The sequence below is a fragment of the Paenibacillus sp. BK033 genome (genome assembly GCF_004345425.1).
GTDB lineage: Bacteria > Bacillota > Bacilli > Paenibacillales > Paenibacillaceae > Pristimantibacillus.
Genome location: NZ_SLVP01000005.1, coordinates 305,174 through 329,295, shown reverse-complemented (window position 1 = coordinate 329,295; position 24,122 = coordinate 305,174). Strand labels below are relative to the sequence as shown.

The 24,122-nt window shown below is 50.4% G+C and carries 21 protein-coding genes and 1 pseudogene; 5 read left to right on the top strand and 17 right to left on the bottom strand.

Going from position 1 to position 24,122, the window contains the following annotated elements:
• Positions 1–10: 10 nt before the first annotated feature.
• The 7 genes from EV294_RS18870 to EV294_RS18840 form a co-directional block, all read right to left on the bottom strand.
• Complete coding sequence (locus tag EV294_RS18870) at positions 11–2,266, bottom strand: ATP-binding cassette domain-containing protein (protein WP_132309524.1); 2,256 nt, start codon at positions 2,264–2,266, stop codon at positions 11–13.
• A gap of 123 nt (positions 2,267–2,389) precedes the next feature.
• Entirely contained in the window at positions 2,390–2,791 is a 402-nt protein-coding gene (locus EV294_RS18865; protein ID WP_132309522.1) for an SRPBCC family protein, read from the bottom strand.
• Complete coding sequence (locus tag EV294_RS18860) at positions 2,788–3,117, bottom strand: ArsR/SmtB family transcription factor (RefSeq protein ID WP_132309520.1); 330 nt, start codon at positions 3,115–3,117, stop codon at positions 2,788–2,790. Before EV294_RS18860 ends, EV294_RS18865 begins: the two co-directional genes overlap by 4 nt.
• A 257-nt stretch (positions 3,118–3,374) precedes the next feature.
• On the bottom strand, positions 3,375–3,998 hold the full coding sequence (locus EV294_RS18855; RefSeq protein ID WP_243711707.1) for a hypothetical protein: 624 nt from the start codon (positions 3,996–3,998) through the stop codon (positions 3,375–3,377).
• The gene (locus EV294_RS18850) at positions 3,988–5,751 is read right to left on the bottom strand and encodes a sensor histidine kinase (RefSeq protein ID WP_132309516.1); all 1,764 of its coding nucleotides are present in this window, start codon (positions 5,749–5,751) and stop codon (positions 3,988–3,990) included. The genes EV294_RS18855 and EV294_RS18850 overlap by 11 nt, the downstream gene beginning before the upstream one ends.
• Positions 5,748–6,428, bottom strand: coding sequence for a response regulator transcription factor (locus EV294_RS18845; protein ID WP_132309514.1), 681 nt, complete (start codon positions 6,426–6,428; stop codon positions 5,748–5,750). Before EV294_RS18845 ends, EV294_RS18850 begins: the two co-directional genes overlap by 4 nt.
• 268 nt (positions 6,429–6,696) lie before the next feature.
• Positions 6,697–8,706, bottom strand: a complete 2,010-nt coding sequence (locus tag EV294_RS18840) for an alpha-L-arabinofuranosidase C-terminal domain-containing protein (RefSeq protein WP_132309512.1) — start codon at positions 8,704–8,706, stop codon at positions 6,697–6,699.
• A gap of 129 nt (positions 8,707–8,835) precedes the next feature.
• Here EV294_RS18840 and EV294_RS18835 point away from each other — a divergent pair, with 129 nt between their 5' ends.
• Complete coding sequence (locus tag EV294_RS18835; RefSeq protein ID WP_132309510.1) at positions 8,836–9,696, top strand: AraC family transcriptional regulator; 861 nt, start codon at positions 8,836–8,838, stop codon at positions 9,694–9,696.
• On the opposite strand, the gene EV294_RS18830 is transcribed toward EV294_RS18835, so the two are convergent.
• Positions 9,693–10,079 (bottom strand): reverse transcriptase-like protein, encoded by a 387-nt coding sequence (locus tag EV294_RS18830; protein ID WP_132309508.1) that lies wholly within the window; start codon positions 10,077–10,079, stop codon positions 9,693–9,695. The two genes, EV294_RS18835 and EV294_RS18830, sit on opposite strands and share 4 nt — an antisense overlap.
• A gap of 77 nt (positions 10,080–10,156) precedes the next feature.
• Between EV294_RS18830 and EV294_RS31115 the strand changes: the two are divergent.
• The 3 genes and pseudogenes from EV294_RS31115 to EV294_RS18815 all read left to right on the top strand — a co-directional run bounded on the left by EV294_RS31115 (position 10,157) and on the right by EV294_RS18815 (position 13,623).
• A pseudogene (locus EV294_RS31115) lies at positions 10,157–11,436 on the top strand (spore germination protein).
• A gap of 16 nt (positions 11,437–11,452) precedes the next feature.
• Positions 11,453–12,541: a hypothetical protein gene (locus EV294_RS30355; RefSeq protein WP_165930731.1), complete on the top strand. Its 1,089-nt coding sequence runs from the start codon at positions 11,453–11,455 to the stop codon at positions 12,539–12,541.
• Positions 12,511–13,623 (top strand): Ger(x)C family spore germination protein, encoded by a 1,113-nt coding sequence (locus EV294_RS18815; RefSeq protein ID WP_165930730.1) that lies wholly within the window; start codon positions 12,511–12,513, stop codon positions 13,621–13,623. Before EV294_RS30355 ends, EV294_RS18815 begins: the two co-directional genes overlap by 31 nt.
• 84 nt (positions 13,624–13,707) lie before the next feature.
• On the opposite strand, the gene EV294_RS18810 is transcribed toward EV294_RS18815, so the two are convergent.
• Both EV294_RS18810 and EV294_RS18805 read right to left on the bottom strand, forming a co-directional pair.
• Positions 13,708–14,181, bottom strand: a complete 474-nt coding sequence (locus tag EV294_RS18810) for a DinB family protein (RefSeq protein WP_132309500.1) — start codon at positions 14,179–14,181, stop codon at positions 13,708–13,710.
• A gap of 37 nt (positions 14,182–14,218) precedes the next feature.
• Positions 14,219–15,106 (bottom strand): LysR family transcriptional regulator, encoded by an 888-nt coding sequence (locus EV294_RS18805; protein WP_132309498.1) that lies wholly within the window; start codon positions 15,104–15,106, stop codon positions 14,219–14,221.
• Between the two features lie 116 nt (positions 15,107–15,222).
• On the opposite strand from EV294_RS18805, the gene EV294_RS18800 reads away from it, so the two are divergent.
• Positions 15,223–16,614: an MFS transporter gene (locus tag EV294_RS18800; protein WP_132309496.1), complete on the top strand. Its 1,392-nt coding sequence runs from the start codon at positions 15,223–15,225 to the stop codon at positions 16,612–16,614.
• Positions 16,615–16,617: 3 nt separating this feature from the next.
• Here EV294_RS18800 and EV294_RS18795 read toward each other — a convergent pair whose 3' ends face one another.
• The 7 genes from EV294_RS18795 to EV294_RS18765 all read right to left on the bottom strand — a co-directional run bounded on the left by EV294_RS18795 (position 16,618) and on the right by EV294_RS18765 (position 24,026).
• Positions 16,618–18,102, bottom strand: coding sequence for an amidase family protein (locus tag EV294_RS18795; RefSeq protein WP_132309494.1), 1,485 nt, complete (start codon positions 18,100–18,102; stop codon positions 16,618–16,620).
• Between the two features lie 153 nt (positions 18,103–18,255).
• Positions 18,256–19,227 carry a phosphotransferase enzyme family protein gene (locus tag EV294_RS18790; RefSeq protein ID WP_132309492.1) on the bottom strand — a complete coding sequence of 324 codons (972 nt, stop codon included), beginning with the start codon at positions 19,225–19,227 and terminating at the stop codon, positions 18,256–18,258.
• 17 nt (positions 19,228–19,244) lie between these two features.
• On the bottom strand, positions 19,245–19,721 hold the full coding sequence (locus EV294_RS18785; RefSeq protein WP_132309490.1) for a GNAT family N-acetyltransferase: 477 nt from the start codon (positions 19,719–19,721) through the stop codon (positions 19,245–19,247).
• A gap of 239 nt (positions 19,722–19,960) precedes the next feature.
• Positions 19,961–20,959: a phosphotransferase enzyme family protein gene (locus EV294_RS18780; RefSeq protein WP_132309488.1), complete on the bottom strand. Its 999-nt coding sequence runs from the start codon at positions 20,957–20,959 to the stop codon at positions 19,961–19,963.
• Positions 20,960–20,975: 16 nt separating this feature from the next.
• Positions 20,976–21,305 carry a hypothetical protein gene (locus EV294_RS18775; RefSeq protein WP_132309486.1) on the bottom strand — a complete coding sequence of 110 codons (330 nt, stop codon included), beginning with the start codon at positions 21,303–21,305 and terminating at the stop codon, positions 20,976–20,978.
• A 2-nt stretch (positions 21,306–21,307) separates the two neighbouring features.
• Positions 21,308–23,446 carry a PrsW family glutamic-type intramembrane protease gene (locus EV294_RS18770; protein ID WP_243711706.1) on the bottom strand — a complete coding sequence of 713 codons (2,139 nt, stop codon included), beginning with the start codon at positions 23,444–23,446 and terminating at the stop codon, positions 21,308–21,310.
• A gap of 145 nt (positions 23,447–23,591) precedes the next feature.
• Complete coding sequence (locus EV294_RS18765) at positions 23,592–24,026, bottom strand: DUF6843 domain-containing protein (RefSeq protein WP_132309484.1); 435 nt, start codon at positions 24,024–24,026, stop codon at positions 23,592–23,594.
• Between the last annotated feature and the right edge of the window lie 96 nt (positions 24,027–24,122).

Here is a 24,122-nt window from a genome sequence, read left to right as displayed (position 1 = left end):
TCGGAATAACTTATTTCAGGAATCTTCCCGTTATCGAATGTTCCTCGTGAATGATTTGCGACGGGGTACCCTCGAACACCACCTGGCCGCCTCTGCTGCCTCCATCCGGCCCCATGTCGATAATCCAGTCCGCCTGGCTGATGACCTCGAGATTGTGTTCAATGACAATGACCGTATTGCCGGCATCCACAAGCCGGTTCATGATCTCCAGCAGATGGCCGATATCCGACATATGCAGACCGGTTGTCGGCTCGTCCATGACGTAGATGCTGCCCTTCTGGTGAAGCTCGCTTGCCAGCTTGATGCGCTGGCATTCCCCGCCGGACAACGTGCTGAGCGGCTGACCAAGCGTAATGTAATTCAAGCCGACGTCGCTCATCGCCTGCAGCTTCTTCTTCACTTCCTTCAGCTCGAAAAACTCCAATGCCTGCTCGACGGTCATCTCCAGCACTTCCGCAATATTCTTGCCGTTCAGCTTGTAATCGAGAACCTCTTCCTTGAAGCGCTTGCCTTCGCAGACCTCGCATGGCAGCTTGACGCTTTCGAAGAAGGACAGATCCGTATACACAACGCCAAGCCCCTGGCAGTTCTCGCAAGCTCCTTTGGAATTGAAGCTGAACAAGCCCTGATTCACCTTATTGGCGGAAGCAAAGGCCTTGCGCACGTCATCCATGATTCCCGTATAGGTTGCCGGATTCGAACGGGTTGACACGCCAACCGCCGATTGATCGATGACGACTGCATCCGGATGCTGGCTGAGGAATACATCGTTGATAAGCGAGCTTTTCCCCGAACCGGCCACTCCTGTTACGACGTTTAATACGCCGGTTGGGATATCCACGCTTACATTCCGAAGGTTATGCAGATTGGCATGACGGATGGGCAGCTTGCCGGAAGCCTTCCTGCAATCCTGCTTCAATGCAAGCGGTCTCTTCATATGCGTTCCGGTTAAAGTACCCGACTCCAATAAGCCCTGGAAGCTGCCTTCGAACACAATATTCCCTCCGCGGCTCCCTGCATGAGGACCAACGTCAACGATATGATCGGCAACTTTAATAACGTCTGGATCATGCTCAACGACGATAACCGTATTGCCCTTATCCCGCAGCTTAACCAGCAAGTCGTTCAACCGGTGTACGTCTCGGGGATGCAGGCCAACGCTAGGCTCGTCGAAAATATAAGTGACATCGACCAGGCTGCCGCTCAGATGCTTAACCATCTTCACGCGCTGCGATTCGCCGCCGGACAACGTATCGGTCTCCCGGTCCAGCGTTAAATAATCCAGCCCGATATCCACCAGATGCTGAAGACGCTCCGTTAACGATTTGACGATTGGCGCCGCTTTGGCATCGCTGATTTCTTGAACAGCCCGAATGAGATGTCCCACCTCCATGGAAGACAGCTCTGCGATGTTCATTCCGTTAATCCGGCAGTTCAGCGCAGCCTGACTAAGTCTCGATCCGTGGCAGCTGGTGCATTTGCCCTCGGTGATAAACGGCATAACCGCTTTTTGCGTGCGTTCGGATTTCAGCTTTACGTCCTGCTTGATATATTTGTTCGTGAACTTCTCGATAACGCCTTCCACGGTAATGTTGGTCGCCTTGCCGGCAAAGTCCATTTGCACCTTCCGTGCCTTGGCATGGAGCAGCTGGTCCAGCTCTTCCGGCGAGTAATCCTGCAGCTTCTTGTCCGGATCGAAGTCCCCAGACTGCAGAAGCATATTCATTTCCCAGCCGTTTACGGTATAATCCGGAAGCATAACGGCCCCTTCATTAAGCGACTTGGACAGATCAATGGCCTTGCTCATATCCACTCCGAGCCTGCGGCCGATGCCGTTGCACTCAGGACACATGCCTTGCGGATCGTTAAAGGAAAACATATTGGCAGAGCCGACAAACGGCTGCCCCACCCGGGAGAACAAAACGCGGAGAATCGGAGAAATATCCGTAATGGTGCCCATGGTGGAGTGGGAGCCTCCGCCCAGTCTTTTCTGGTCGACAACAACGGCCATGCTTAAGTTTTCGATTCCGTCCGTATCCGGCTGTGGAAAGCTCGGCAGAAAAGTTCGAACGAACGTGCTGAAATTCTCGTTCAGAAGTCTTGTGGATTCAGCAGCGATCGTATCGAAGACGATGGATGACTTTCCTGATCCCGATACCCCCGTAAAAATCGTGATTTTCCGCTTCGGGATACGCAAAGAAACGTTTTTAAGGTTATTTTCCCTGGCATTCGTGATAACAATGTACTCCTGGCCCGTTTCGCTCATTTCTTACATCCTTTCGGGTCGTAGTTTAATATCCTTCCAATTGTACGAACCAGACATAAACCGGTTGCAACTGATTGCAACCGGTTTATGTGGTTTCGAGCCCTTGCAGGCTCGTTTATGCGATTATTGCGCCAGCAGCTTGGCAAGCTCGTTGTGCCAGTTCGTCCAGCCGTATCTTGCGCCTTCCAGCCCTTGTACGTTCGAGAAGCCGGTTTGTTCAAGGTGAAGATTAACCTTGCCCTCTCCCAACTCCTGCACCGTCCAGGTAACCGTATGCTTCTCCGGACCAACCGCCCAAGAATAGGATAACAAGCGGTTTGCTTCGTCCACGGCAAGCACTTCGCCGTCAATAACGCCGTCCCAATATTGGTTAGGCTCGGCCCGGAACTGAAACTTGTGTCCAACCTCCGGTTTGAAATCGTTCGGGAGCACCCATTTGGCAAGCATTTCGGAAGTGGTTAACGCAGCCCAAGCCTTCTCTACCGAAGTATTGTACTGAAAATCCAGCTCTAATTTCAAACTCATTCTTCTTCCTCCTCCAATAGTTGCTGCAAACGCAGCATATTAACCGTCCAGAATTTCCTGTAGTAAGAAACCCAATCCTGAATTTCCTTCAGTGGGGCGGCATTAAGCCGAAAACGCGTTTCTCTGCCGACCTTCCGGTCCGTTACCAGTCCCGCTTCTTTCAGAATCGTCAAATGCTTGGAAACGGCCGTGCGCCCCATATCGAATTGCGAGGTTAACTCGTGAAGCGGGACTTCGGCTGTCTCGGACAATAGCTGAATTAACCGGCGCCTGGTTGGATCCGCGATCGCGTCAAAGACATCCCGTGACGGATGATTATCGTTCACAACACCCCCTCCTAGAGTTCGACTTCCTAAAAAGATATTTGGCGTTTGGATCCATGGGTTGCGGCTGCTCCATTCATTTCGTTACAATAGAATGTAAGGTAACTTTTTACTTATGCCTAATGATAAGACACCAAACGGTGTCGTGTCAACTTGAATTCAACGACAGTAATGCTTTCCTTTCCGAAAATGAGATATATCTAGTATCGCAACACGAAAGCCGCGAGGAATTCTCGCGGCTTTCGTGTTGTTTTTATTGATTATTTCAACGTAATCGTCTTTTTCCAAGTAAGCTCTTTGCCGGCATCATTTACGAAAGTGAAAGTGACATCGCCTTTCTGGCCCTTCAAGTCGTCCGGGTAGAAGAAGCCCATAAATTGTCCGTTTCCGCTGATATAGAATCCGTCTTCGCCATTGCCGCCATGCTCAATCGCTTCTTGCGTCGTGTTGACGATGCTGGTTTTGCCCGATTTCCATTCCATTTTGGACAGCATGTAGCCTTCCGGGCGTTTGTTGACCGAAAAATCAAAGCTGTTGCCTTCGATCGGTTTTTCGGTCTGATCGATGATAATCAAGATCTCTTCATTCGCGTTTTCGCCGGCTGCGTTAGACGACTTCGTAGCGTCCGGAGCTGCATTCTCGGGTGTCGAGCTCTCAGGCGCGGTGGATTCCCCGGCAGGCTCAGACGATGCGGTATTGCCAGGCGCCATGGATTCTTCCGCATTTCCGGCATTGTTGTCAGGCGAATTGGATGGCGCTTCCGTTACGGTCCCTTCGTTTGTCGTATTCGCATTTCCCGTGTCCGCTTTGTTGCCGCATGCGCTCATAACGACCAGAATGGCTAACGATGCTGCCAGTAAGCCTACGGATTTTTTATTCATCATGAATCTCTCCTTTGTTTTCTTGTAAAGTGAATGAAAAAGCTGCGCCGTTTCCGGTATTAACCGCATCGTATTGACTGCCGTGCAGCTCCAAAATATGTTTGACAATAGCAAGCCCTAAGCCGGTTCCGCCGGATTTGCGATCACGGGAACGTTCTACTCTGTAGAACTGATCCCAAATTCGGCTCAAGTCTTCCTCTGCAATAGAAGGACCGATATTCTCCACGACGGTTTTTATCGCTTCTCCTTCTGCCCTTTCCATTTCAATAACGATCGCGCTGTCCTCTACGGCGTGCCGAATCGCATTGCTGAGCAGATTGAGCAGCACCTGCTCGATACGTCTACGGTCCGCATTAACGAACAGCTCCCGTTCTCCGTCCTGCCGAACTCTTAACCGCAGCTGCTTGCTCTCCAGCTGCTGGGTGAAGGAGCTTGCAACCTCTCTAACCAGATTGGTCAGGGAGAACCGGTCGATATTCAGCTTGACGGCCTTCACCTCGAATTTGGACAGCTCCAGCATATCCATAATAAGAGCGTTCATCCGGTCCGTCTCGTTCACGATCAAGGCGAGGTAACGTTCTCTTTTGTCATCAGCAACCCCGTCTTGCAGCCCCTCCGCAAACCCTTTTACAATGCCAAGCGGAGTTTTGAGCTCGTGCGATATATTCGCCACCAGTTCTTTGCGCAGCTGCTCGGACCTCTGCTTCTCTCTCATGTCCTCCTGCAGCTGCTCGTTGGCAAGCTTGAGCTCACTAAGCGCCGAGTCCAGGTTTTGGGATAAAGCGTTCAAATTCCTCGACAACTCCCCGAATTCGTCCTTGGAACGAATCTCCGGATGTTCGGCGAAATCAAGCTTGGCTAAGCGCGCGGCCGAGCGATTCAGAGTCAGCAGCGGACGCGATACAATTCTCGAATAGATTAGCGATAAAGCAAGGACGAGAGCAAGAATAACCGGCGCCAAATAAATGACGTATTTTTTCAAAATACCAACCGCTTCTCCTACCGGCTGGAGCGAAGCCATGACGAACATATAATGCTCATCCTCTTCGTCACCGGTAAGGGATTTCACCAGTACGGCGTACTCTACTCCGCTCCATGGATCCTTCCATTCGCTCCGTACCGTCTGTCCCGCGTGCAAGCGGGACAAGCGCGACTCCGCCGATGCCGTCCAATCCTGCAAGGCTTCGTCAACAAGGGCATCCTGGTAAAGCGGGTTGAACGACCGCTGCTCCGGCAGCAGAAATTCGGCAACCTTTCCCTCGACCCGTACCAACCCTTCGTCCAGCGGTGCGGCATTATCGGACCAGAAGTTAATCGGGTGAAGCACCGTATCCTTCTCGTCCATAAAAATGCCGTCCACAATCATGTTATTTCCTAGCGATACTCCTCGCGGGATGGTATTGATCGTTGCACCCGCCGTTGGGATCGGAACGGTAATCATCTTATTGCCTGACTGAAGCTTTACGTAATACGGATTGAGGTTAGCCTTGTTAAAGCTCTTATTCAGTATGGCGGAGCTGGTATCATTCCGGTTCATGAACGTCCCGAGCAGGCTGGAAAGCTCCCGCTCATTCCCCTTTACCTCGTTATACTGTTTGCTAAACCCGTTAATGGACGATTCCAGCTGATGAATCCGGGACATCCGGTAAAACCGTTCAAAGAACAACCCTTCGGCCAACATCACCAGCGTAAAAATAAACAAGATCAAAGCAGACGTGATGACGAACAGCTTGAGTACGACGCCATGTCTTCTCATGCTTCCGATTCAAACCTGTAACCGGATCGTATCACGGTCGCGATCAGCTTGCCGGCGTCCCCGAGCTTGGCTCTTAATTTCTTGACGTGAGTATCCACGGTCCGCAAATCGCCAAGGTACTCGTATCCCCATACGGCATTCAGAATATATTCGCGGGACAATACCTTGCCGTCGTGCTTGATCAGGAACAGCAGCAGATCGTATTCCTTGGGCGACAAGTTAATGAGCTGACCCGCCAACGTAACCGTATGGGCCTCCCGGTTCACCGACAATTTCCCGTACTGAAGAAGCTCTGCCTCCCGCCCCACCGTTCTTTCCGTTCTCTTCATTAAGGCGTTTGCCCGGGCGACCAGCACCCTTGGGCTTAGCGGCTTCGTTACGTATTCGTCGGCTCCCAGCTCGAACCCCATCAATTGATCTTCGTCCTCGGCCCTTGCCGTGATCATAATTATAGGTACATCCGATTTCTCGCGGATCCGTCTGCATACGGACCAGCCATCCATCTCCGGCATCATAATATCCAGCACAACCAGGTCGACGGAGACTCGCTCGAACAACTCAAGCGCAACCCTTCCGTTCTCCGCCTCGTGGACATCCCATCGCTCTTTTTTGAAATAATCCGTTATAAACTCCCGCATAAGCGTATCGTCTTCCACTAATAAAATGCTACGTTTCATTTAGATCCCGCCTCTTTCCGGCATAGGTTCCATTCTCGTACGGAACCGCAATCGTATTTCCTATGCTATCACAGGTTTACCCGAAATTCGGCATTCTTATCATTCTTTTGCACCTCCGTTTGTTCTACAAGTTGAAGTATAGGAGGTTCTTGTGTCCAACGTGTGTATTTGAAATGGATGCCTAGAGAAATCTATACATAAACGCTGGGGTTCCTCTCTAAAACGAAGAACCCCCGGCTTACCGGAGGTTCTTCCCTTTAATCGTTATTTATCTGCGTACTTCTAAGACGTACACCGAATGAGGCTTCAAAGTCATCAGCGGCTTGCCATCATGGAACTTTAGAAGGAACTCCACTGCGGTTACCGCATCCGGCTGAAAGACATCGTTGATTAACTCGTAATCGTCTCCGGACAGCTCCCATACCGCCGCTACTCCCGAGTGCGCAAAGGAACCGATAGCCAGCTCCGCCTCAACCTCTGCAAGTCCGCGGTTAACGACGAACAAGGTCAATACATGTCCTGATTCGTCAAGCGCGGCCGTTGCGTCAAGCGCCGGCAAAGCTCCCGGCTCGAGACCAAACCGCTTTGAGCCCGATAGCCAATCAAAGCTAGGACTGTCTGTTTCCGTTGGCAGTATGCGGGAAATATCGCGATTCGCGTAAGCCTTCATCACATGGAACGTTGGAGTGCCGTACACTACTCCGCTGCGGCCGCTCCAGCCCGTTTCTTTCCCCCTGTACTGATCCGCGTAACCATCCCCAACCCGAATGCATCCGCCAAGCCAACCGTTGACCAGGTCGGAGTAGCTGCCAATTTCGATCAGATGGGATTGACGGATAAATTCGTTGAGGTTTGCGGCATTGGCTACCGCAGCCTCCAGCGTATGCTCCATCGGGCGCCCTTCGCGGATCGTATTGGGATAATACATCGTGTTGTACTCCGTGATCGCGAGCTTCACATGCGAGTAAGCCGGATTGCCCGAAATGATCTCTTCAGCCTTGCGGATTGCGGCACGGCTTACCTCAGGAAACGACATGACTGCCGGGTACCGTTCTTCTTTCGGCGTATCAGGGGTAATTCCCACCGTGCCGAAGCCGTGATAAATATGCAGCGTCAACATGTCCATTTTGCCCGCCGAGATACCAAGCAACGTGCGGTTCCATTCGGGATCGCAATCGCCGCATGCGAGAAGCACGATATCCGGATCCACCGCTTTCATCGCATCCGCAAAACGGTTATACCGGTGCGCGAATTGCTCCGCCGTGCAATGGCCATGCTGCCATGGTCCGTAAATTTCGTTCCCGATTTCCCAATACTTGACGCCATAAGGCTTCGGATGGCCATTACGGGCCCGCAAAGCGCCGTATTCCGAATCCACGCTGCCGTTGCAATATTCCAGCCATGCGGCTGCCTCTTCCGGCGAACCCGTTCCCGCATTAACGCAAATTAAAGGCTCCGTCTCGGTATCCCGGCAGAACGCCAGAAATTCATCGGTGCCGAAATATTTGTTCGTCCAGCCGCCCCAGGCCTCATTAACCATGTTGGGCCGCTCCAGCACGGGACCAATCGCGTCCTCAAAATGATACGCGCTGATGTAATTACCCGCCAGACGCATCATCCCCGGCTTCAACAGCTTGGTCAGCTCTACTACTTCCCGTTTCACGTAGCCCATGCTGTCGGAAGGAAGCATCGACACATGGTCAAGCCACAGCATGCCCGATCCCATGCCGTCACGCCAGGTTTCTTGCTCCGAAGAAAGCAGAATCCGGAATTCCGCGTTCTCGCAGGAACGTTCAGGCGTCAGCTCAATCTGATATTCGTTCCACTTATGTCCCCGCAGCTCAACTTCAGTATGGCTCAGCACCTCGCCGGACGCTCGGTCGGCAATCTCGCAAACAGCAGCCCGGAGATCCATAGCGGCACGCGCTATGATACTCACGCGATAAGCAAGACCGCCCTCGACACTAATCTGTTGTCCAATTCCGCCGTAGCAGCGGTCCGCGCTGTAAATCCGAATACGCTGGCTATGGCCGGAATGCCTCGGTGCCGCAGGCTCCAGCGCATATTCCGTATTTTTGCCGTTGGTTACGGCATACCAGCCGGAGGATACGCCACGCGTGTCGGCTTCGTCCTCAAAATCCATGTCTCTTAGCGTAAAGGCTAGCATGGCATCCATATGATCGCGGATGTCCTCAACGAAATGGCCGAAAATATAAGGATTCAAGCGGTGCTTGGAAGGTGCTTCGGTGTTAACGGTAATGCTTGCCTTCTGGTTCATGCGATTCTCTCCCTCGTCTGTCAAACTTCCGCCTCATCTTCCATGGCAGAGATGGACTAGATTTCATATCCATGATAGTGTTTTCGTAAGCGAAAGAACATAGAGGAAAAGGAAGGTTACGTGAGGAAAATGGACATCACTAAAGAGGATGGGAACCGGGCGCAGCATAAGCAGGGCATGATTCATGCGCTGCCTTATTCTCCCGAGCTGTCGGTATATGTTCCAATGATCGGAGTGAGTATTTGCGCGCCAACCTACAAGAATATCCGTCAAAAAGCAGATATCACTGTACTCGGATATGTGATAAACGGACATGGCGAAATCCAGGTTAACGCGGAAAAGCACCGCCTCGGCAGAGGCGATGCCTTTATTTTAAGGAAAGACGGCAGGCATGAAGTAACGGCGTTGTCGGATTCAAGCGATCCATGGACGTATTACTGGTTCAATCTTCACGGCAATAGCCTGCCGCTCCTCGAAGCCTTCCATTTACTTCATACCCCGTATATTCCAAGCGTTGACATCGAAGCTTTGTTCTTGAAAGGCTTTTCTGCTGCAAAGCGTAAAACCGAAAATGGCACTGACGCGCAAACGGCGGTGATTCTTAGCTGTACGGAAATATTAATTGCTCTCCAGAAAGCCGTAAAGCATAAGGCCGAAATAACCTCGCCCATTCTTGGACGAATGAAGCTTTATCTGGATCGGCTTGTCGGCGAAACCTTCCAATCGGGGGAATTCGCCCGTCAAATGGGATTATCCTTCAAGCAGCTGAACCGTATCTTTAAACAGCATACCGGCAGCACCGTTTACCAATACGTACTCACACGCAAGCTGGACATTGCGAGAATGATGCTTCATGACACGGAGCTGCCCGTTCACGAAATCGCCGTTTACCTTGGTTACGACGACCCTCAGTATTTCTCGAATCTTTTCAAGCAAAAGACGGGCATGGCCCCTACGTTATACCGGCAAAACGCCAAGGCGGCTGATTAGTTGCCGCGAATAGCGGCCCGCGACAGCTGGTCGGCCGATTTGTTCTCGGAGCTGGGGATCCACATCATAAAAAACAGCTCGAATTGCTTCGTCAGCCGAAGCGCTTCTTGAAGCAGCGGCGCGAATTTCTTGTTTTTCACAAACTCGATCTCGACAGCCCGGTTCACGAATTGGGAATCCGTCCGGAAGGACACGGTTTTATATTTCTTGCGGATGCATAACTCCAGTGCGAGGATAAAGGTCCGGAACTCCGCTTCGTGATTGTCCATTACCCCTAACGGAATGGAGTAGCGCTCCACTTCCCCGTTATGCTTGATAAAAATACCGGCGCCGCTTGGTCCCGGATTTCCCGCGCTTGCACCATCCATATAGACTTCAACCATGGTATTCCTGCCCTTCTCTAAAACTGAGAATGAAACAACGCAAAAAAGGAAAATATATCCCACAGAGGTGATCCCCTGTGCGGTTTGATGGCTTGAACAAAAACGAAGATTTCGCGCGACGCGATTTTGAGAATAGAAATTTTGCCATACGTCTTTATTACCTGACCTCGGTCTGCAGCGAGGATGATATATTTGACAAACTGATTACTCCTTTCTACCAGACCGACACCTCCGATGACTTCGCCAGGTATCTTCAATCCTTTCCGGATTGGTCGCGGCCAAGCGGCGAGGCTGAAGCAACGGAGCGGATGCTGGACGGTTATGTGTTGATCCTTCTAAACGGAACAATGCTATCCGTCTGCATGAAGAGCTTTCAATCCCGCACCGTCAGCGAGTCAACCGAAGAAAATATATTGCAAGGCCCCAAAGACAGTCTTAACGAGAACATCAAGATCTCGATAAATATGATACGCAGCCGCTACAAAAGCGAATCCCTTCGCATGGAAAGCCACCTGGCTGGGAGTAAATCCAAAATAAAGCTGATGCTGTTATTCGATGAGCAGCTTACGGATAACGGCACGCTTGCCGAGCTTAAAGACAGGCTTGCCAAGGTACAAGCGGATCTTGTGCAATCGGCAGGACAATTACAGAAATGCCTCATTCATAACCGGTTCAACCTTTTCCCTCTCTTTATGACTACCGAGCGTCCGGACCGCGTAGTGAAAACCTTTCGGAAGGCAAGATCGTCATCTTGATCGAGGGTTCTTCATGGGCATTAATCGGACCCGCTACATTCTTCGATTTCTTCAAATCGATGGATGACCCTGTCCATCTGCCGATAATCAGCAAGTTTATGGTGTGTATCCGTTATGTGGCGCTTTTGATTACGCTAGTGCTGCCAGCATTATATATTTCGATTATTTCATATTCTCCCGATCTATTGAAGGTTCAATTTGCCTTGCTTGTTGCGGGAAGCCGGATGTCGGTTCCGTTTCCTTCCTACGTGGAGATTATGTTTATGCTGATTATGACTGAGTTTCTGATTGAAGCGAGTATCCGCCTGCCCAAAACCATCAGTCCTACGGCAACAACCGTGGGAGGGTTAATATTGGGACAAGCCGCAACGGAGGCGGGGCTCGTAGCCGAAGTGATGATTATCGTCATATCGGCCGTTGCCATCTCCAACTTTGTTATTCCCGTTAATTCCATGCATCAAGCAATCCGGGTAATCCGGTATCCATTGGTCATTCTTGCCAGCTTTCTTGGCACGGTTGGCGTTGTTATTGGAATATTGGCCCTTATGGCCTATCTATGCAATTTGAGAAGCTTAGGCAAGCCGTATATGAAACTTCTTTAATTACACAGGAAAACAGGTGATTCGTATGCTACAAATCCGTTATTACTACTTTCTCCTCTATCTGAATTTTATCGTTTGCATGATTGAGTTCACTCCAAAGCTGATCTATTCGGGACGGTATACCAGCAGTCTATGCAGTCTGCTGGTTGCATTGCTGCTTACCGGATTAATGATCGTCTTTTTTGAAAAGCTGATGAGCCGGTTCTCCGGGCAATCCATTGCCCAGATCATGAGCGGATCGATAGCCCGGCTGGTTCAGAAGAGCCTCTTCTTCTGTTATTTTGTCCTTTCGTACGGGTCCGGTCTAATTTTTCTGATCTCGTACACGCAAATCATTCATAAGTTTATATGCCCGGATATCTCTTCCGGACTGCTATTTGGCGTCTTTCTCGTTCTCCTTGTCTTTGCCTCTCTTATCGAGTCCAGGAGTGTCTTGTACATGCTCGAGATTGCGGTATTATTTCAGATTCCTTTTATTATCATTATGATTCTGCTTTTCCTGCTGGACTCTAATATTCATTTCGATTTCTTGCTCGAAGCCGCAACCTATATTCGGCATTGGCCAAGCTACGAGATGATTGCGGCAGGCGCTTTTCTCTTCAACGGTTATATGAGCCGCCTGGTGTTTAATGAACATTTGGTGAACAGCAAGCCTATGAAGCCATTTATCATCCTCTTTACTGCGGGTCTGCTTCTGCTTCTTTCCTATTATTTCATTCCCATCGGTTATTTGGGTCTAAAAGGAATTGACAGCGATATGGATGTCTGGTTCACGACAACAAACAGCATGCGGCTTCCGTATTTCTTTATTGAACGGTTTCTGGTCATTTTTCTAATGGTGCAGCTTGGCATTTCGCTTATGTTTGTCATGGTCTGCTGGCATTCCTCGCTCCAATTTCTTAGACAAGCGAACCTTTTCAAGGGGGGGAAACAAAAATGGATATGGGTCTCGCTCTTGCTTGCTGCATCTTGTGCGCTGCGGCCTTATATGGATGTTTCTACGGTTCGGAACAGCTTTGGCTGGCTTCTAAACGTCAAGCTAATTTTCGATATCGTGATGATAGCGGCCATCGCATGGTGCGCACGAAAAAGAAAAGCACTCTAAACGTTAGCTGCGCATGGTTTTTATTGGTGGTAACTTTGTCGGGCTGCGCCTTCGAAGATATCGACAGACGCGCTTTCGTAACGTCAATCGGTCTGGATCCGTCCGAAGACAAGGACAAGAAGTATACGGTTATTCTGAAAGTCTCGATGTCCAAAGGGGATCCAAAGAACATCGGCAGCGAATTTTTGCTGCTTAAGGTGAATTGTAACTCGATATCGGAGGGGCTTGAACGTCTTCGGTCCATGAGCGACAAAAAGCTGGAATACGGCCATGTCAAAGTCCTGCTGTTTGGGGAAGAGGTGGCGAGAAAGGACATCTCTCTTGCGGTGGATTATTTTATGAGGAGGCCTGATATTCAAAAAATCGCCTATTTAAGCGTAGGCAAGCCAAATTCCTATGAGCTGCTGAAATATAAGCCGAAGGAAGAAGCCGTAGCCGGCAGCTACTTCTTTTATACATTCGAACGAAGCCGTAAACAATCTCCGTTTGTTTATGCCGTCCCCTTATACGACGCGAGCCGCAGAATCACCACGTCAGGACTGGATCTGACAATGCCGGTTGTGACGTACGAGCATGATGCTCTACAGATTAACCGGATTGCCCTGTTCGACAAGAAACAAATGAAGGAAGAGCTCACATCTGAGGAATCTCGGCTCTTGAAGCTTCTTATATCCGGCGTACACAATGATACGTTAACCTTGAAGACTCCAAATGGAGACTATTCCGTAACAAGCGAAGAAGGGTCTGCTGGCTTCAAGCTAATTGCCGGACAAGGGCATGGAAAGCCCATGGCCGTCTTTTCGATTCGAATGCGCGGGGCATTAATAGAAAAGCTGGATGATTCCGCTGTTATCTCGGATGACGTAAAACTCGCATTGGCGAAGCAAGCCGAGGAACAAATCAAATCCAAAGCGCAGCAGCTGCTGGTTAAGCTAAGAGATGAACGCCTCGATCCGCTGGGACTTGGTCTTCGTTACCGCGCAAGGCATTTTGACCATTCAAACGATCTTCGGACTTGGTCCACTCTCTATCCGGAGCTCGAGTTCCAGGTGAATGTGAAGTATAAGTTTAAAGAAGATTGAAAGACAGCCCATTGAAAATCATGGACTGTCTTACTTATCGTTTATAAGAGGCATAATCTCGACATCGAGATTTTACGCTGCTTGTCAGCCGAACAAACCCCGGCGAATAAAATTAGCGGTTACAGGAGCCTTCCCTAACTCTCTCGACCATACGGACAATTGGCCGATATGATGGATTTCGTGGGCAAGGACATGCCGCATGATTTCCCCGTATTTGAAATTCATGGGCTCGCCATTCGGATATACATCAGACAATACCTTCATTTCCATCTCATCGGTCCATGACGCTACGAATGACCGAACTTCTTCGTGGAGTTTATCCGATAACTCCATGACCTGCTCGAGGCTGGCATAAGACTCGAACGGTTCCGTGAAATCAGGCTTCCCTTGCAGACCGCAGATCCAGCTGTATTCCACGTCCGCAACATGAAACAAGGTATGTAGAATCCCTCCTATCCCCCCCGTCCGCTTCTTCAGCAGCTCTTCCCGGGAAACGTCCCGGCACCATTCGAACCAGTCTTGCCTTACTTGCCAGTTGTATTCAAATAACTTCAGCATTAGCAGCACTCCTTAAAGTCATTAATTGTTAGTTGTATTAAATATCCGGTTTTGAAAGCATTGCGAAGTAATCAACGACAACCTCGCGAAAGGACAAAGCAGCCCGCGACATATATCGGCTCTTATGCCATAATAATGCGATTTCCCGCACGAGATCGTTTTTTTCCACCTCTAGATATGCAATCTGTCCGTTTGAATTTCTGGCTGTGCCCGGAATAAACGCAATGCCGATCCCGGCCTCCACCAGCGCATTAATTCGGGCGGGTTCATCTCCCTCATACACAAACTTCGGCTCAAATCCGGCCTTGTTGCATATGGAATCTACCAGGTCGCGTGTTCCGTACCCCTTCTTCACCCCAACGAACCATTCGTCTTTCAGTTCGGACAACGATACGCTGCTTCGACCCGCAAGACGATGCGTCCTCGGAACCGCCACAAGGACAGGGTCTCTGTACATAATCTGACATTCGATATCTTCTCCTTCAAGCGGAGGCGAAGACAGGCAGAAATCAATATCTCCCCGATGAAGATGCGCCACCATTTCCTGTGTCGTAAGCATTTGCACGTGGAACTGGATATTCGGCTTTTTCTTCCGGAACTCTCGCAGGATACTAGGCAGCATGCTGGCCGTATTCACGGCAAGTTCGATCGTCCCTTGTTCCGAGCCGGACGGATCGTTAAGCTCCTGCTTGCCTTGCTCCAGCTCGAACAAGGCCCGCTCTGCGCGTTGCAGAAATCGGCTTCCCGACTCGTTAAGACGCAGCTTTCTGCCTACCCGGTCGAATAAAGGCACGCCTAAATCTTCCTCCAAACGTTGAATCGTCTTGCTAAGCGATGACTGCGTGACATGCAGATGCCGCGCCGCTTCAGTCACATGCTCCAGACGGGCTACCGTCAAGAAATATTGCAATTGCAAAAGCTCCATGAAATTCACCATCCGCATATTCCTTCAAGTCTATGAAATTATAACATGAAATGCGTTGGAATAAATGACGAACTTCCCGTACGATAAGCTCATGACAAATCGAGGAGTGACTTTAATTGAATACTGTCAACAGATGGCTGATGATTGCCGTCGGCTTGGGAATCCTGCTCAACCCTTTAAATTCGTCCATGATATCGGTGGCAATCGCAAGACTCCAGTCCGATTACAGGCTTGATTACACCGGCGTTTCGTGGATTATATTTTCATTTTATATTGCGAGCGCCGTTGCCCAGCCCGTGATGGGCAGAGCAAGCGATCTATTCGGACGGAGAAAAATTTTTCTGTACGGTCTAGTCGTAGCCTTTCTTGCATCGCTAATAGCGCCGTTGTCGCCTAGCTTCGGCTGGCTGATCGCGTTCCGCGTTATCCAATCGATAGGCACCAGCATGATGGTTGCCGTAGGCATGGCTATAGTGCGAATCTATATCACGGATAAGCAGGCGGCCGCACTGTCGGTCTTGTCTATCTTCCTATCCGGTGCGGCGGCTATCGGTCCCTTTGTTGGCGGCGTGCTCATCCACTGGTGGGATTGGCCGGCGATCTTCTTCGTCAATATTCCGTTTGCCATAGCGAGCTTTTTGCTGGCGTGGAGAACCATTCCCATGGATAAGCCGGAGACCTCTCCCGCCCGCGGCCTTACCTTCCGCAGATGGCTTGACCTGATCGATGCGCCAGGAATCCTGTTATTTACAGCAGGGCTGGTTGCCCTGCTTGTAGGAGTATTGTCGGCGAAATCTTCGGGGCAGCTCTCAATCGGATACGTCGTTATCGGTCTGATTGGACTATTGTCGCTTGGAGCCTTCGTCAGGCATGAGCTGAAAGCAAAATCTCCTTTTATCCCGCTGCGGACAATAGCCCAATACCCGGCGATGACTTGGGTCAATGTCCAATTTATCCTTGTAAACATTTTGTTCTACTCGTTATTCTTTGGACTTCCGTCATACTTGCAGATCGTACGGCATGTCAGCGAGTTTCATACCGGCTTGCTGATGCTTAGCTTAGGCTTGTGTTCGCTTGCCGCATCCCCGCTTGCGGGCAAATGGATCGATAAATCCGGTCCGCGGCCCGCTTTGTTGGTGTCGGCCGTTCTAATGGTGTTTGGTTCTGCCTGGATCGTGACGTTAAATGAGGCTTCGCCCGTTATCAGCGTCTGCATTGCCTTGGCTGCCTTCGGAATCAGCAACGGACTGAACAGCGTGGGCATGCAGACGGCTTTGTTCGACAGCACGCCCAAAGAGATCATTGGTGTCGCTTCCGGCTTGTTTAATACCTCCCGCTATCTCGGTACCATCATTTCTTCCTTATTGACCGGCATTGTTATGGGAGGAGAATTCAGCTTTACCGGGTTCCGCATACTGGCGATTATCCTAACGGTAATTGCCTTGATTCTAGTCCTGATGAGCTGGCGGCGAGCTCGCTCCGCGAGCTTAAAGGAATCAAAGGCCTAACAGTTATGCCGGATCGACGGGTGCGAGGCGGCACTTGCTTGCCTGTTCGTAAGCATAGGCTAACTTGAAAAGCACCGGCTCGCTGTAGGCGGTTCCGACAAACGTGATTCCCTGCGGACCTTTAGTCGTGTAGCCTCCTTCAGCGATGATGCCCGTCTCCGCGTAACCGCCTGGTACGGTAATGGCGGGATAACCCGCACGCGCGGAAATATCCAGCCCTTCCTCGTTGCCCAGGAACAGCAAGGCGTCCAGCTTATAAGCTTCGATAGCATGGTCAATTCCCTGTCTCCGCGCGGTTTCATGGTTAAGCCTTAGACTTTCGAGATATTCCGGCTCGGTTAAGGTTCCGCTCGTTTCATTCGACCAGATCAATACGTCCTGTCCGTATTTGAGTGCCGTATCGCGATGGGCTTCGTTGTAGGCGATCAGTTCGTCCAAAGTCCGGATGAATGCACCGCTTCCGGCTCTGGCTAAATAATCGTGAAGACCCTTTTTAAACTCATAACGCATGACATCCCAATCCCACTTCGCGTTCTCGCAAGGCATGTTCACGGGATCCACGATTACGGCTCCCCGTTCAGCGCACAAAGCGATTGCCCGCTCTAGGATTTCTGCTCTTGCCCCGTCAAGCCCCTGGTAGTAATGCCGCGGTATGCCAATTCTCGCGCCTTGCAAGCCGTCGCCATCCAGGAAGCTTGTATAATCCGCATAGGCTGTTCGCCAGGTTTCATGCATTGCCGAATCCTCCGGATCCAAGGCTGTCATCGCCCCCAACAAAATCGCCGCGTCCTTGACCGTCCGGGTCATTGGCCCGGCCGAATCCTGGCTGTGAGTGATGGGGATGATCCCTCTTCGGCTGACAAGACCTACGGTTGGCTTCATGCCAACAATGCCATTTTGCGAGGACGGACTAATAATGGAGCCCGATGTTTCCGTTCCGATTGCGGCCGCACACAAATTGGCAGCTACCGCGGAACCGGACCCGGAGCTTGAACCTCCCACGAACAGCTCGCCGGGTCCATAAGGGTTCAAAGTGAGTCCGCCTCTGGAGCTGTATCCCGCCCACATCGAGCCGGACATAAAGTTCGCCCATTCCGTCATATTGGCTTTCCCGAGAATGACGGCTCCCGCTGCCCGAAGCTGGGCGGCCACTGCCGAATCCGCAGGGGCGAAATGCTCCTCGAGAGCTATGGATCCCGCGCTCGTATGCATTCGATCTCCCGTATCGATATTATCTTTAAGCAGAATCGGAATGCCGTGTAGAGGTCCTCGCGCACCAAGCTCCACCCGCTCCTTATCCAGTTCCCGCGCAATGGATATGGCGTCGGGATTTACTTCAAGTACGGCTCTTAATGTCGGATTTATCCGTTCAATCCGCTCCAAATACCAGCGAACGCAAGCCTCGGACGTCAGCTCGCCCGTATCCATCGCCGCTTGCAGCGATAAAATATCAGCTTCGAATAATTTTTCGTCAATGATTTTATTCATATAGATCCGCTCCTAGGTTTGTTTGCATTCTCCATAATAGTCTACCATTTATAGCCAAATGCTGGTTGGTAAAAATCATCTATAGTTGTTATCCCTCAATAATTTAAGCTGTCGAATTGGGCTTCGACAGCTTTGCGCAGCAGTAATCTTCATTTAAATCGTGTAGAACACTCTTTTGCTGTTGAGCAACGGAAGACAAATATGGTCAATCAGACCGGAAATATGCTCTTCAATCCAACTTAACTTGTCTGGCTGGCTCAATACGAAGGTGTAATAGCCAACGATCGCGAGAAACATAAACGCTTCAAGCTGAGCTAATTCCATTCTTCTAGCCATGCAGCTGCTATAGCCGGCGAGCAGAGCATCCCGATGTTTGCAATCGACTAGCAAAGCGCTCATCGCAACATCCATCGCATAATACCCGTAGCCCGACATGCCAAAATCAATGATTGATATTCCTTTGGGAGAACGTATCAAGTTGCTGTAGTTCATATCTCCATGAATGAAGCCCCAGGTTTCAGGAGTTGCTTCCCATAAAGTCATCCACTCCAGCATCATCCGCATCGTTTGCTCGAGAATTTGAAAATCTTTGCTAGAGAGAATGCCATACTCTACTCCTCTCCGCAATTTAATGATCATGGAATGAATCCATTCCATTCCATATTCCGGATGAATGCGGGCGTGTCCCGTCTCGTAGTTTCGCGAGAAGTGATGAAGCTTCGCGATACGAGTGCCCAGGATATGGGCTGCCTCCTCGCTATCCATCTCTTGCTTAGACAAAACATCGCCATCAATCCATTGCAAGACCGTACAGGGGACCTCTTCTTGGCCGATTCGAATCATCGTGACCAACTCGCTTTTCCGATTGGCAACCGGAGTCTGTACAGGCATATCAGCATGAGCCGACCAAGCGAGCAAAAAAGCTAGTTCAGAGCGGATTGCTCCCGGTGTGGTTTGAATACCTTCCATATTGCTTGCAATCGGCTTATGAATTCGCAGCAAATAACTGGATTGCTTATCCGTTATTTTGTAAGTCATATTCTCGTTATGACGGATGAATTCAAATACGGGGTCCGCAAAAGAATAGCATCGTAAAGCCTCTTCCAGGAACATCTTGTGGTCCATGATAGACTCCTCCTCATTTAGAGCTGCAAAACGGTAATATCCTCCCCATGGAGGACTTCTTGGCTGTCGCGAAAGCCAAAGCTTTCATACAGCTTCCTGGCTGGCGTATTTTCCTTCTTATACGGAATCCAGCAATAACGAGCGGGGCCTGCCGGGCAGGTGCGGATAAACGCCAATATTTTCGCCATGGCTTCCCGTCCGTAGCCCTTGTTTTGATGCTTCGCATCGATCATCAGACGCAAGATGCAATAGCCGTCTTCAGCAAACGATGGAAGATCGTAGCTGGTTATTTTATACGTAATCATGACAAATCCGACAGGCTGCTCATCGGCATAAATAGCAAACGGAAACGGAGCTCCCCCATTGGTCGCCAGAACATAGCACGAAGCTACGCTTGAGAGATTTGATGCCACGTAACGTTTCTGATCTTCGGACACCTCCAAATTAAAGATGTCGCGACGGTTATCCAACGTAATTTTTCGAAGCGTAATCATATCAGCCTTCCTCCTTTTCGGTTATTGCGGCCGCTTTCCTACCATACAATTAATGCCAAAAAAGGAATAGACTTATGTTGAAAAATGATGTACTGTATTATGTATCCATGACATTTTTAGGTGACCCTATAAACCATAAAAAAGAGACAGTCAGCATCTGCCGACTGTCTTTCTTGTCCTTCTAATAGCTCATACAGCATCAAGGTCCAACTACCCGTTGGCGGGTTATACTCGTCTTCTCAAAACCCGTCAATCAATGATTTCCCGTTCGTAATCCGCGCCCAGCTATCCTGCAGAAAATCCCGTGTCCAATCGTCGGGTTGACTTAGATCCCAGCTTCTATGCATGCCTACAAGGACGATAATGTCCCGAAGTCTTAAGAAAATCCCGAGCTGATCCTTCAAATGGCGTGGCAGTTGGCGGCCGCCATCCGTATAACCCCGTTCAAAATGCTTCATAAACAGCTCGTATTGCGTCTTTCTTTCCGCCCTTGAATCTTCTCCAAAGACATAGAGTAAGTAATAAAGCTGGATAGCAATATCCTCTGTATACCAGCTATACTGGCATTCATCGAAGTCAAACAGCGTCATTTCACCTGACTCGTCTAGCGTAAAATTGCCAACATTGATGTCTCCGTGGATAAGTCCGAAATGCTCCGGAGTTACGGGCAATCCGGCAAGCTCTGATTTGAGTTCATTAAGTGCCAGAAGAATCGGCTGATGGCCTTGCGGCAAATAGCGCTCGGCCCGCAGCAAATATTCATTCCGCTCCCATGTATGTCTTCTGCCTGCCTCGGTTGGCTTGAACGATCTCGACAGATCATGAAGACGGCTCGTAAAACGCCCGCATTGCTCATACAGATAAGGATTGCCCAAACATTCGGGGTATCCGATCTTACGGCCTGGCGCATAAGTAAACGAAGTTGCATAAAACGACGCAATTCCGCCTCCAGCGATTCGTTCAATCCTTTTCCCTTCCATCGAGAGTAGGGGCACGGATACTTTCAGTTCGTGCTGTGCCAGATATAGAATCCAATCGAGCTCAGCGGATACGCCTTCCCACGTGCGAAGCGTGCTTGGCGTGAACCGAAGGATGTACTTCCCGTCCTCGCGCTGGTAGGAATAAATAAAGTTTTGAAAACCTCCAATAAACGTCAGCTCTTCAGGGCCAACCCCAAACCTTGCGGCACCTTCCTCAGCATATTCGTCCATAAACATAGCTTTTATCCTCGGGTCCATGCTTTCTCCCCTCGTCTTATCCGATATGCACAACCGTGTCTCCACGCCGGAAAGCACTCGGCAATCCCGTTTCCAGCAGCTTCAGCCTGCGCAGCATATGCTCCCGTGCTTCTCCGTCCATTTTGGCGATTACCCATTCCTTCAGCTTGTCGAGCTCCTCCAAGATGGCGGGAACATCTTCATGCTCGACATCCGTTCCGCCCTGGAATAAGGCCGTCCATTGGAGCCCCAGCTCCTCCGTCGCCGGCTCCCAGTACTGCTTATAAAATGCTTCCGTCGCAACCGGCAGCATAAATGCGCGTTCGAATTCGTCTTCGGGATCGAGTATAAATGCGCTGATCGACATGTCTATTTCACTCCAAATCTGATTGAGAATGTGTAGTCCGGGAATTCCTGACGCAACCGGTTCAAGCTGTTCTCCGCGGCGGCGCGCAGCTCCGGCGAGTCTCCGTCAAGCTGGAACTGGAAGCGCCGAATGCTTTTAATATCTTCCAAGCTCGGGATCTCGGATGTTCCGTCAGGCGTCGTACGCGTGCCTACCGCTTTTTCCATCAAATTATTAATTCGGGTTTTTGTTTTCTGGTAAAGCTGTTTATCCGTGAACTGCTGAGGCGTCTGCTGAGGCTTGCCGGTTTTGGGATGAATGCGATTCAAGCCTTCGGCGGATTTGGCTTCGTAGAAAATACCGTTCTCAACGTCGATGCCGTCGAATTCGCCCAATGCTCCGTTGCGGCTGTCGTATAACTCCACGCCTTTGTATTTGGCTTTGCTCCAGTGCACGTAATCTTCATCTTCCGGATTCTTGGAAGGCTCCTTCTCCTCCGGTTTGCCGGGTTCGCCTTTCTCTTCCCGCCCGTCAACCGGCTTATGAGGAATATCCGGCTCAGGCCTACTCTTACGCTTTAACAGCTTCTCCAGCCATTTCCGAAGCCGCTCGCCGCCTTTCTTGACCAATCGCCCAAACGGCACGCGGCTGAGAGCCAGCGCAAGCAGAGCGGCTGCGGCATTCTCGGGAGTAAGCAGCCGCTTCGGATCTCGAATATCCTTCGCGATTTCGTGACCGCTGGCAGGAATGCTAATCGCAGTAAAGGCAAAGCCCAGCGCCGGCCAGAAGCCAACAAACAGCAGCGCGAGAGAAAAAGCTCCTAACAGAATCGCTCCTTTTTCCCTAAAGCTGAGACGATCCCACCAATTCTGCAGCGAGTCGAACATACAGGAGAAGCAGGCGGATGCATGAAGCTGAACCTGTCCTTGCCAATAAGCGGCAAAGCCTGCGAGAATGACCACGCCTATCAGCAGCAAGGCGAGTCCCGCCGCCACCCGGTAATGGTGCTGCATCCTTGCGCGCAGCTCTTCTTGAACGGATACCGCTTCGGGATTTCCATACAGCAAGGAAAAGCCCAGCTCCCGCCGTTCCCGAGCCAAAGCCATAACGCTGGAGAAGCTTTCCCTCCTCAGGATAAAAGCTCTCCACATAAGCACGATTTCGCTAAGAGGATCAAGGAATCGTTCCGCTGCCGTCATTGGGAGCTGGCTTCTTACGCGGTTCAGCGCGAAGTAATCCAGAACAAGGCCCAATAGCAGCATCAGCAGAAAAGTATCTTTCGTATGATAGCCGCTCCCGGTCCAATCGCTTATCGTCATGAACCACTCCGGCAATGAGTTTTGCCCGTTATAGGCGGCATGATCAAGAATGGACCAGGCTAGCAGCAGCGCAGGCAGAGTAAACACCCAATTGCTCAGCCGTTTGCGGTATCGTACCGCAAGTCCCAATCCTAATGCAACCATTGCCGTATGTACGGGATGACTAACGGTCATGATGGTCGGGAAAATGCTTTCCTCGAACCGGCCGGGGAACAACGTCCAGAAATCCCAGTGGATGGTCTCCCCGCCCAGCATCGTTGTGCTGTAGCCGTAGGTCCGTCCGATAATCCCGGAATTCAGCCATCTTCGGCTTAACTCCTCCATCAGCTGAAAGCCTATTCCGGATGCCGCTCCAGCCAGCGCGTAATCGCTTAGACTCATGGCAGACGCCCGCCGCGAGAACAATAAATACAAGCCGAGCGGAAGCAGCTTCCATATCTCCTCCGCAATGGGAGTAATAACCGCTTGAGACCATGTGTCCGATGTCCGGCCTCCGACGAGCCCGTGTACGCCCATCAATGTCCAGGCCGTAACCGGGATTACGAGCAAGATTCCCAGCAGCATAAACAGGGCCGTCTTCCTCCAGGTAAAGGTTTTGCTGCGGCATAGCAGCCAGGACTGCAGCATCACGTAAAATGACCATAAATACTGAACCAGCATCGTACGCGAATCGCGATACAGGAATAAACCCGCGATAAACAGAAGCAGCGATATCCAGCACCAGACCGCATAGAACGTTGTCAGCAAAGGATATCGTTTAGGTATTTCCCGGACGAATCGGTACACCGCTTCCGCGTAATCTCTAATCCCGCTACGGATCCGCCACATCGTTTCCGTATCCATCCCTCCCTTACCCGTCTTCCCCATGAAAGCAGGAGGATGATTCCCTTTCCAAATCATACTCGATAATCTGGTCCACGAATCATAAATAAGAGGAAATTAACTAAAACTGGACTTTGTTCCCAATTTCAAGGCAACAGGGTCGGGATTACTCCCCCCGCGCCATGAAATCCTCTCCGCATTTCGTACGGGTAACGGTTAGATCCGTATGTCTAATAATCGTTGAACCGATTCCGGAGGACCCATTGCCTTTGACGCACACGCATCGCTTATCAATAGGAGTACGTTCTCCTGCTGCGTTCACATAGAAATAGAGATCCGTTACTATCCCATATTCCATTTCGGGCTTGGAGGTGTTATAGATTCCGTCTTCCCCAACCGGGATAACGTCATATTTCCCCTCTTTTAGAAGTGCCGGTGCGCCTTGCACATTGTAATTCACTCTTACATCGCCCTCATACCCTTCAGGAATCAAGTAGATATCGTTGGTTGAAGTAGGCGAATAAGGGTGGATCGCAATGAAACCTATCGTCCATAACAAGGCAACAAGCCCAAACAAGGCTGTGATCACATTTCTGCTCATCGTCTGCTCATCCCTTTCTCCAGCATCTGAACAAAATGATAATCCTTCCGTCATTCCGCCATAAGTTCTAACTTTCATAGAACCCTTTCTCGACAG

Coding starts and splice junctions, on each gene's coding strand:
- EV294_RS18795 (WP_132309494.1), bottom strand. CDS start 18,102: ATGAATAAAATCATTGACGAAAAATTATTCGAAGCTGATATTTTATCG.
- EV294_RS18815 (WP_165930730.1), top strand. CDS start 12,511: ATGGTGCGCACGAAAAAGAAAAGCACTCTAAACGTTAGCTGCGCATGG.
- EV294_RS18870 (WP_132309524.1), bottom strand. CDS start 2,266: ATGAGCGAAACGGGCCAGGAGTACATTGTTATCACGAATGCCAGGGAA.
- EV294_RS18830 (WP_132309508.1), bottom strand. CDS start 10,079: ATGGTTGAAGTCTATATGGATGGTGCAAGCGCGGGAAATCCGGGACCA.
- EV294_RS18765 (WP_132309484.1), bottom strand. CDS start 24,026: ATGAGCAGAAATGTGATCACAGCCTTGTTTGGGCTTGTTGCCTTGTTA.
- EV294_RS18810 (WP_132309500.1), bottom strand. CDS start 14,181: ATGCTGAAGTTATTTGAATACAACTGGCAAGTAAGGCAAGACTGGTTC.
- EV294_RS18775 (WP_132309486.1), bottom strand. CDS start 21,305: ATGTCGATCAGCGCATTTATACTCGATCCCGAAGACGAATTCGAACGC.
- EV294_RS18840 (WP_132309512.1), bottom strand. CDS start 8,706: ATGAACCAGAAGGCAAGCATTACCGTTAACACCGAAGCACCTTCCAAG.
- EV294_RS18845 (WP_132309514.1), bottom strand. CDS start 6,428: ATGAAACGTAGCATTTTATTAGTGGAAGACGATACGCTTATGCGGGAG.
- EV294_RS18855 (WP_243711707.1), bottom strand. CDS start 3,998: ATGATGAATAAAAAATCCGTAGGCTTACTGGCAGCATCGTTAGCCATT.
- EV294_RS18850 (WP_132309516.1), bottom strand. CDS start 5,751: ATGAGAAGACATGGCGTCGTACTCAAGCTGTTCGTCATCACGTCTGCT.
- EV294_RS18790 (WP_132309492.1), bottom strand. CDS start 19,227: ATGGACCACAAGATGTTCCTGGAAGAGGCTTTACGATGCTATTCTTTT.
- EV294_RS18865 (WP_132309522.1), bottom strand. CDS start 2,791: ATGAGTTTGAAATTAGAGCTGGATTTTCAGTACAATACTTCGGTAGAG.
- EV294_RS18785 (WP_132309490.1), bottom strand. CDS start 19,721: ATGATTACGCTTCGAAAAATTACGTTGGATAACCGTCGCGACATCTTT.
- EV294_RS18780 (WP_132309488.1), bottom strand. CDS start 20,959: ATGGACCCGAGGATAAAAGCTATGTTTATGGACGAATATGCTGAGGAA.
- EV294_RS18805 (WP_132309498.1), bottom strand. CDS start 15,106: ATGGAGCTTTTGCAATTGCAATATTTCTTGACGGTAGCCCGTCTGGAG.
- EV294_RS18770 (WP_243711706.1), bottom strand. CDS start 23,446: ATGGATACGGAAACGATGTGGCGGATCCGTAGCGGGATTAGAGATTAC.
- EV294_RS18835 (WP_132309510.1), top strand. CDS start 8,836: ATGGACATCACTAAAGAGGATGGGAACCGGGCGCAGCATAAGCAGGGC.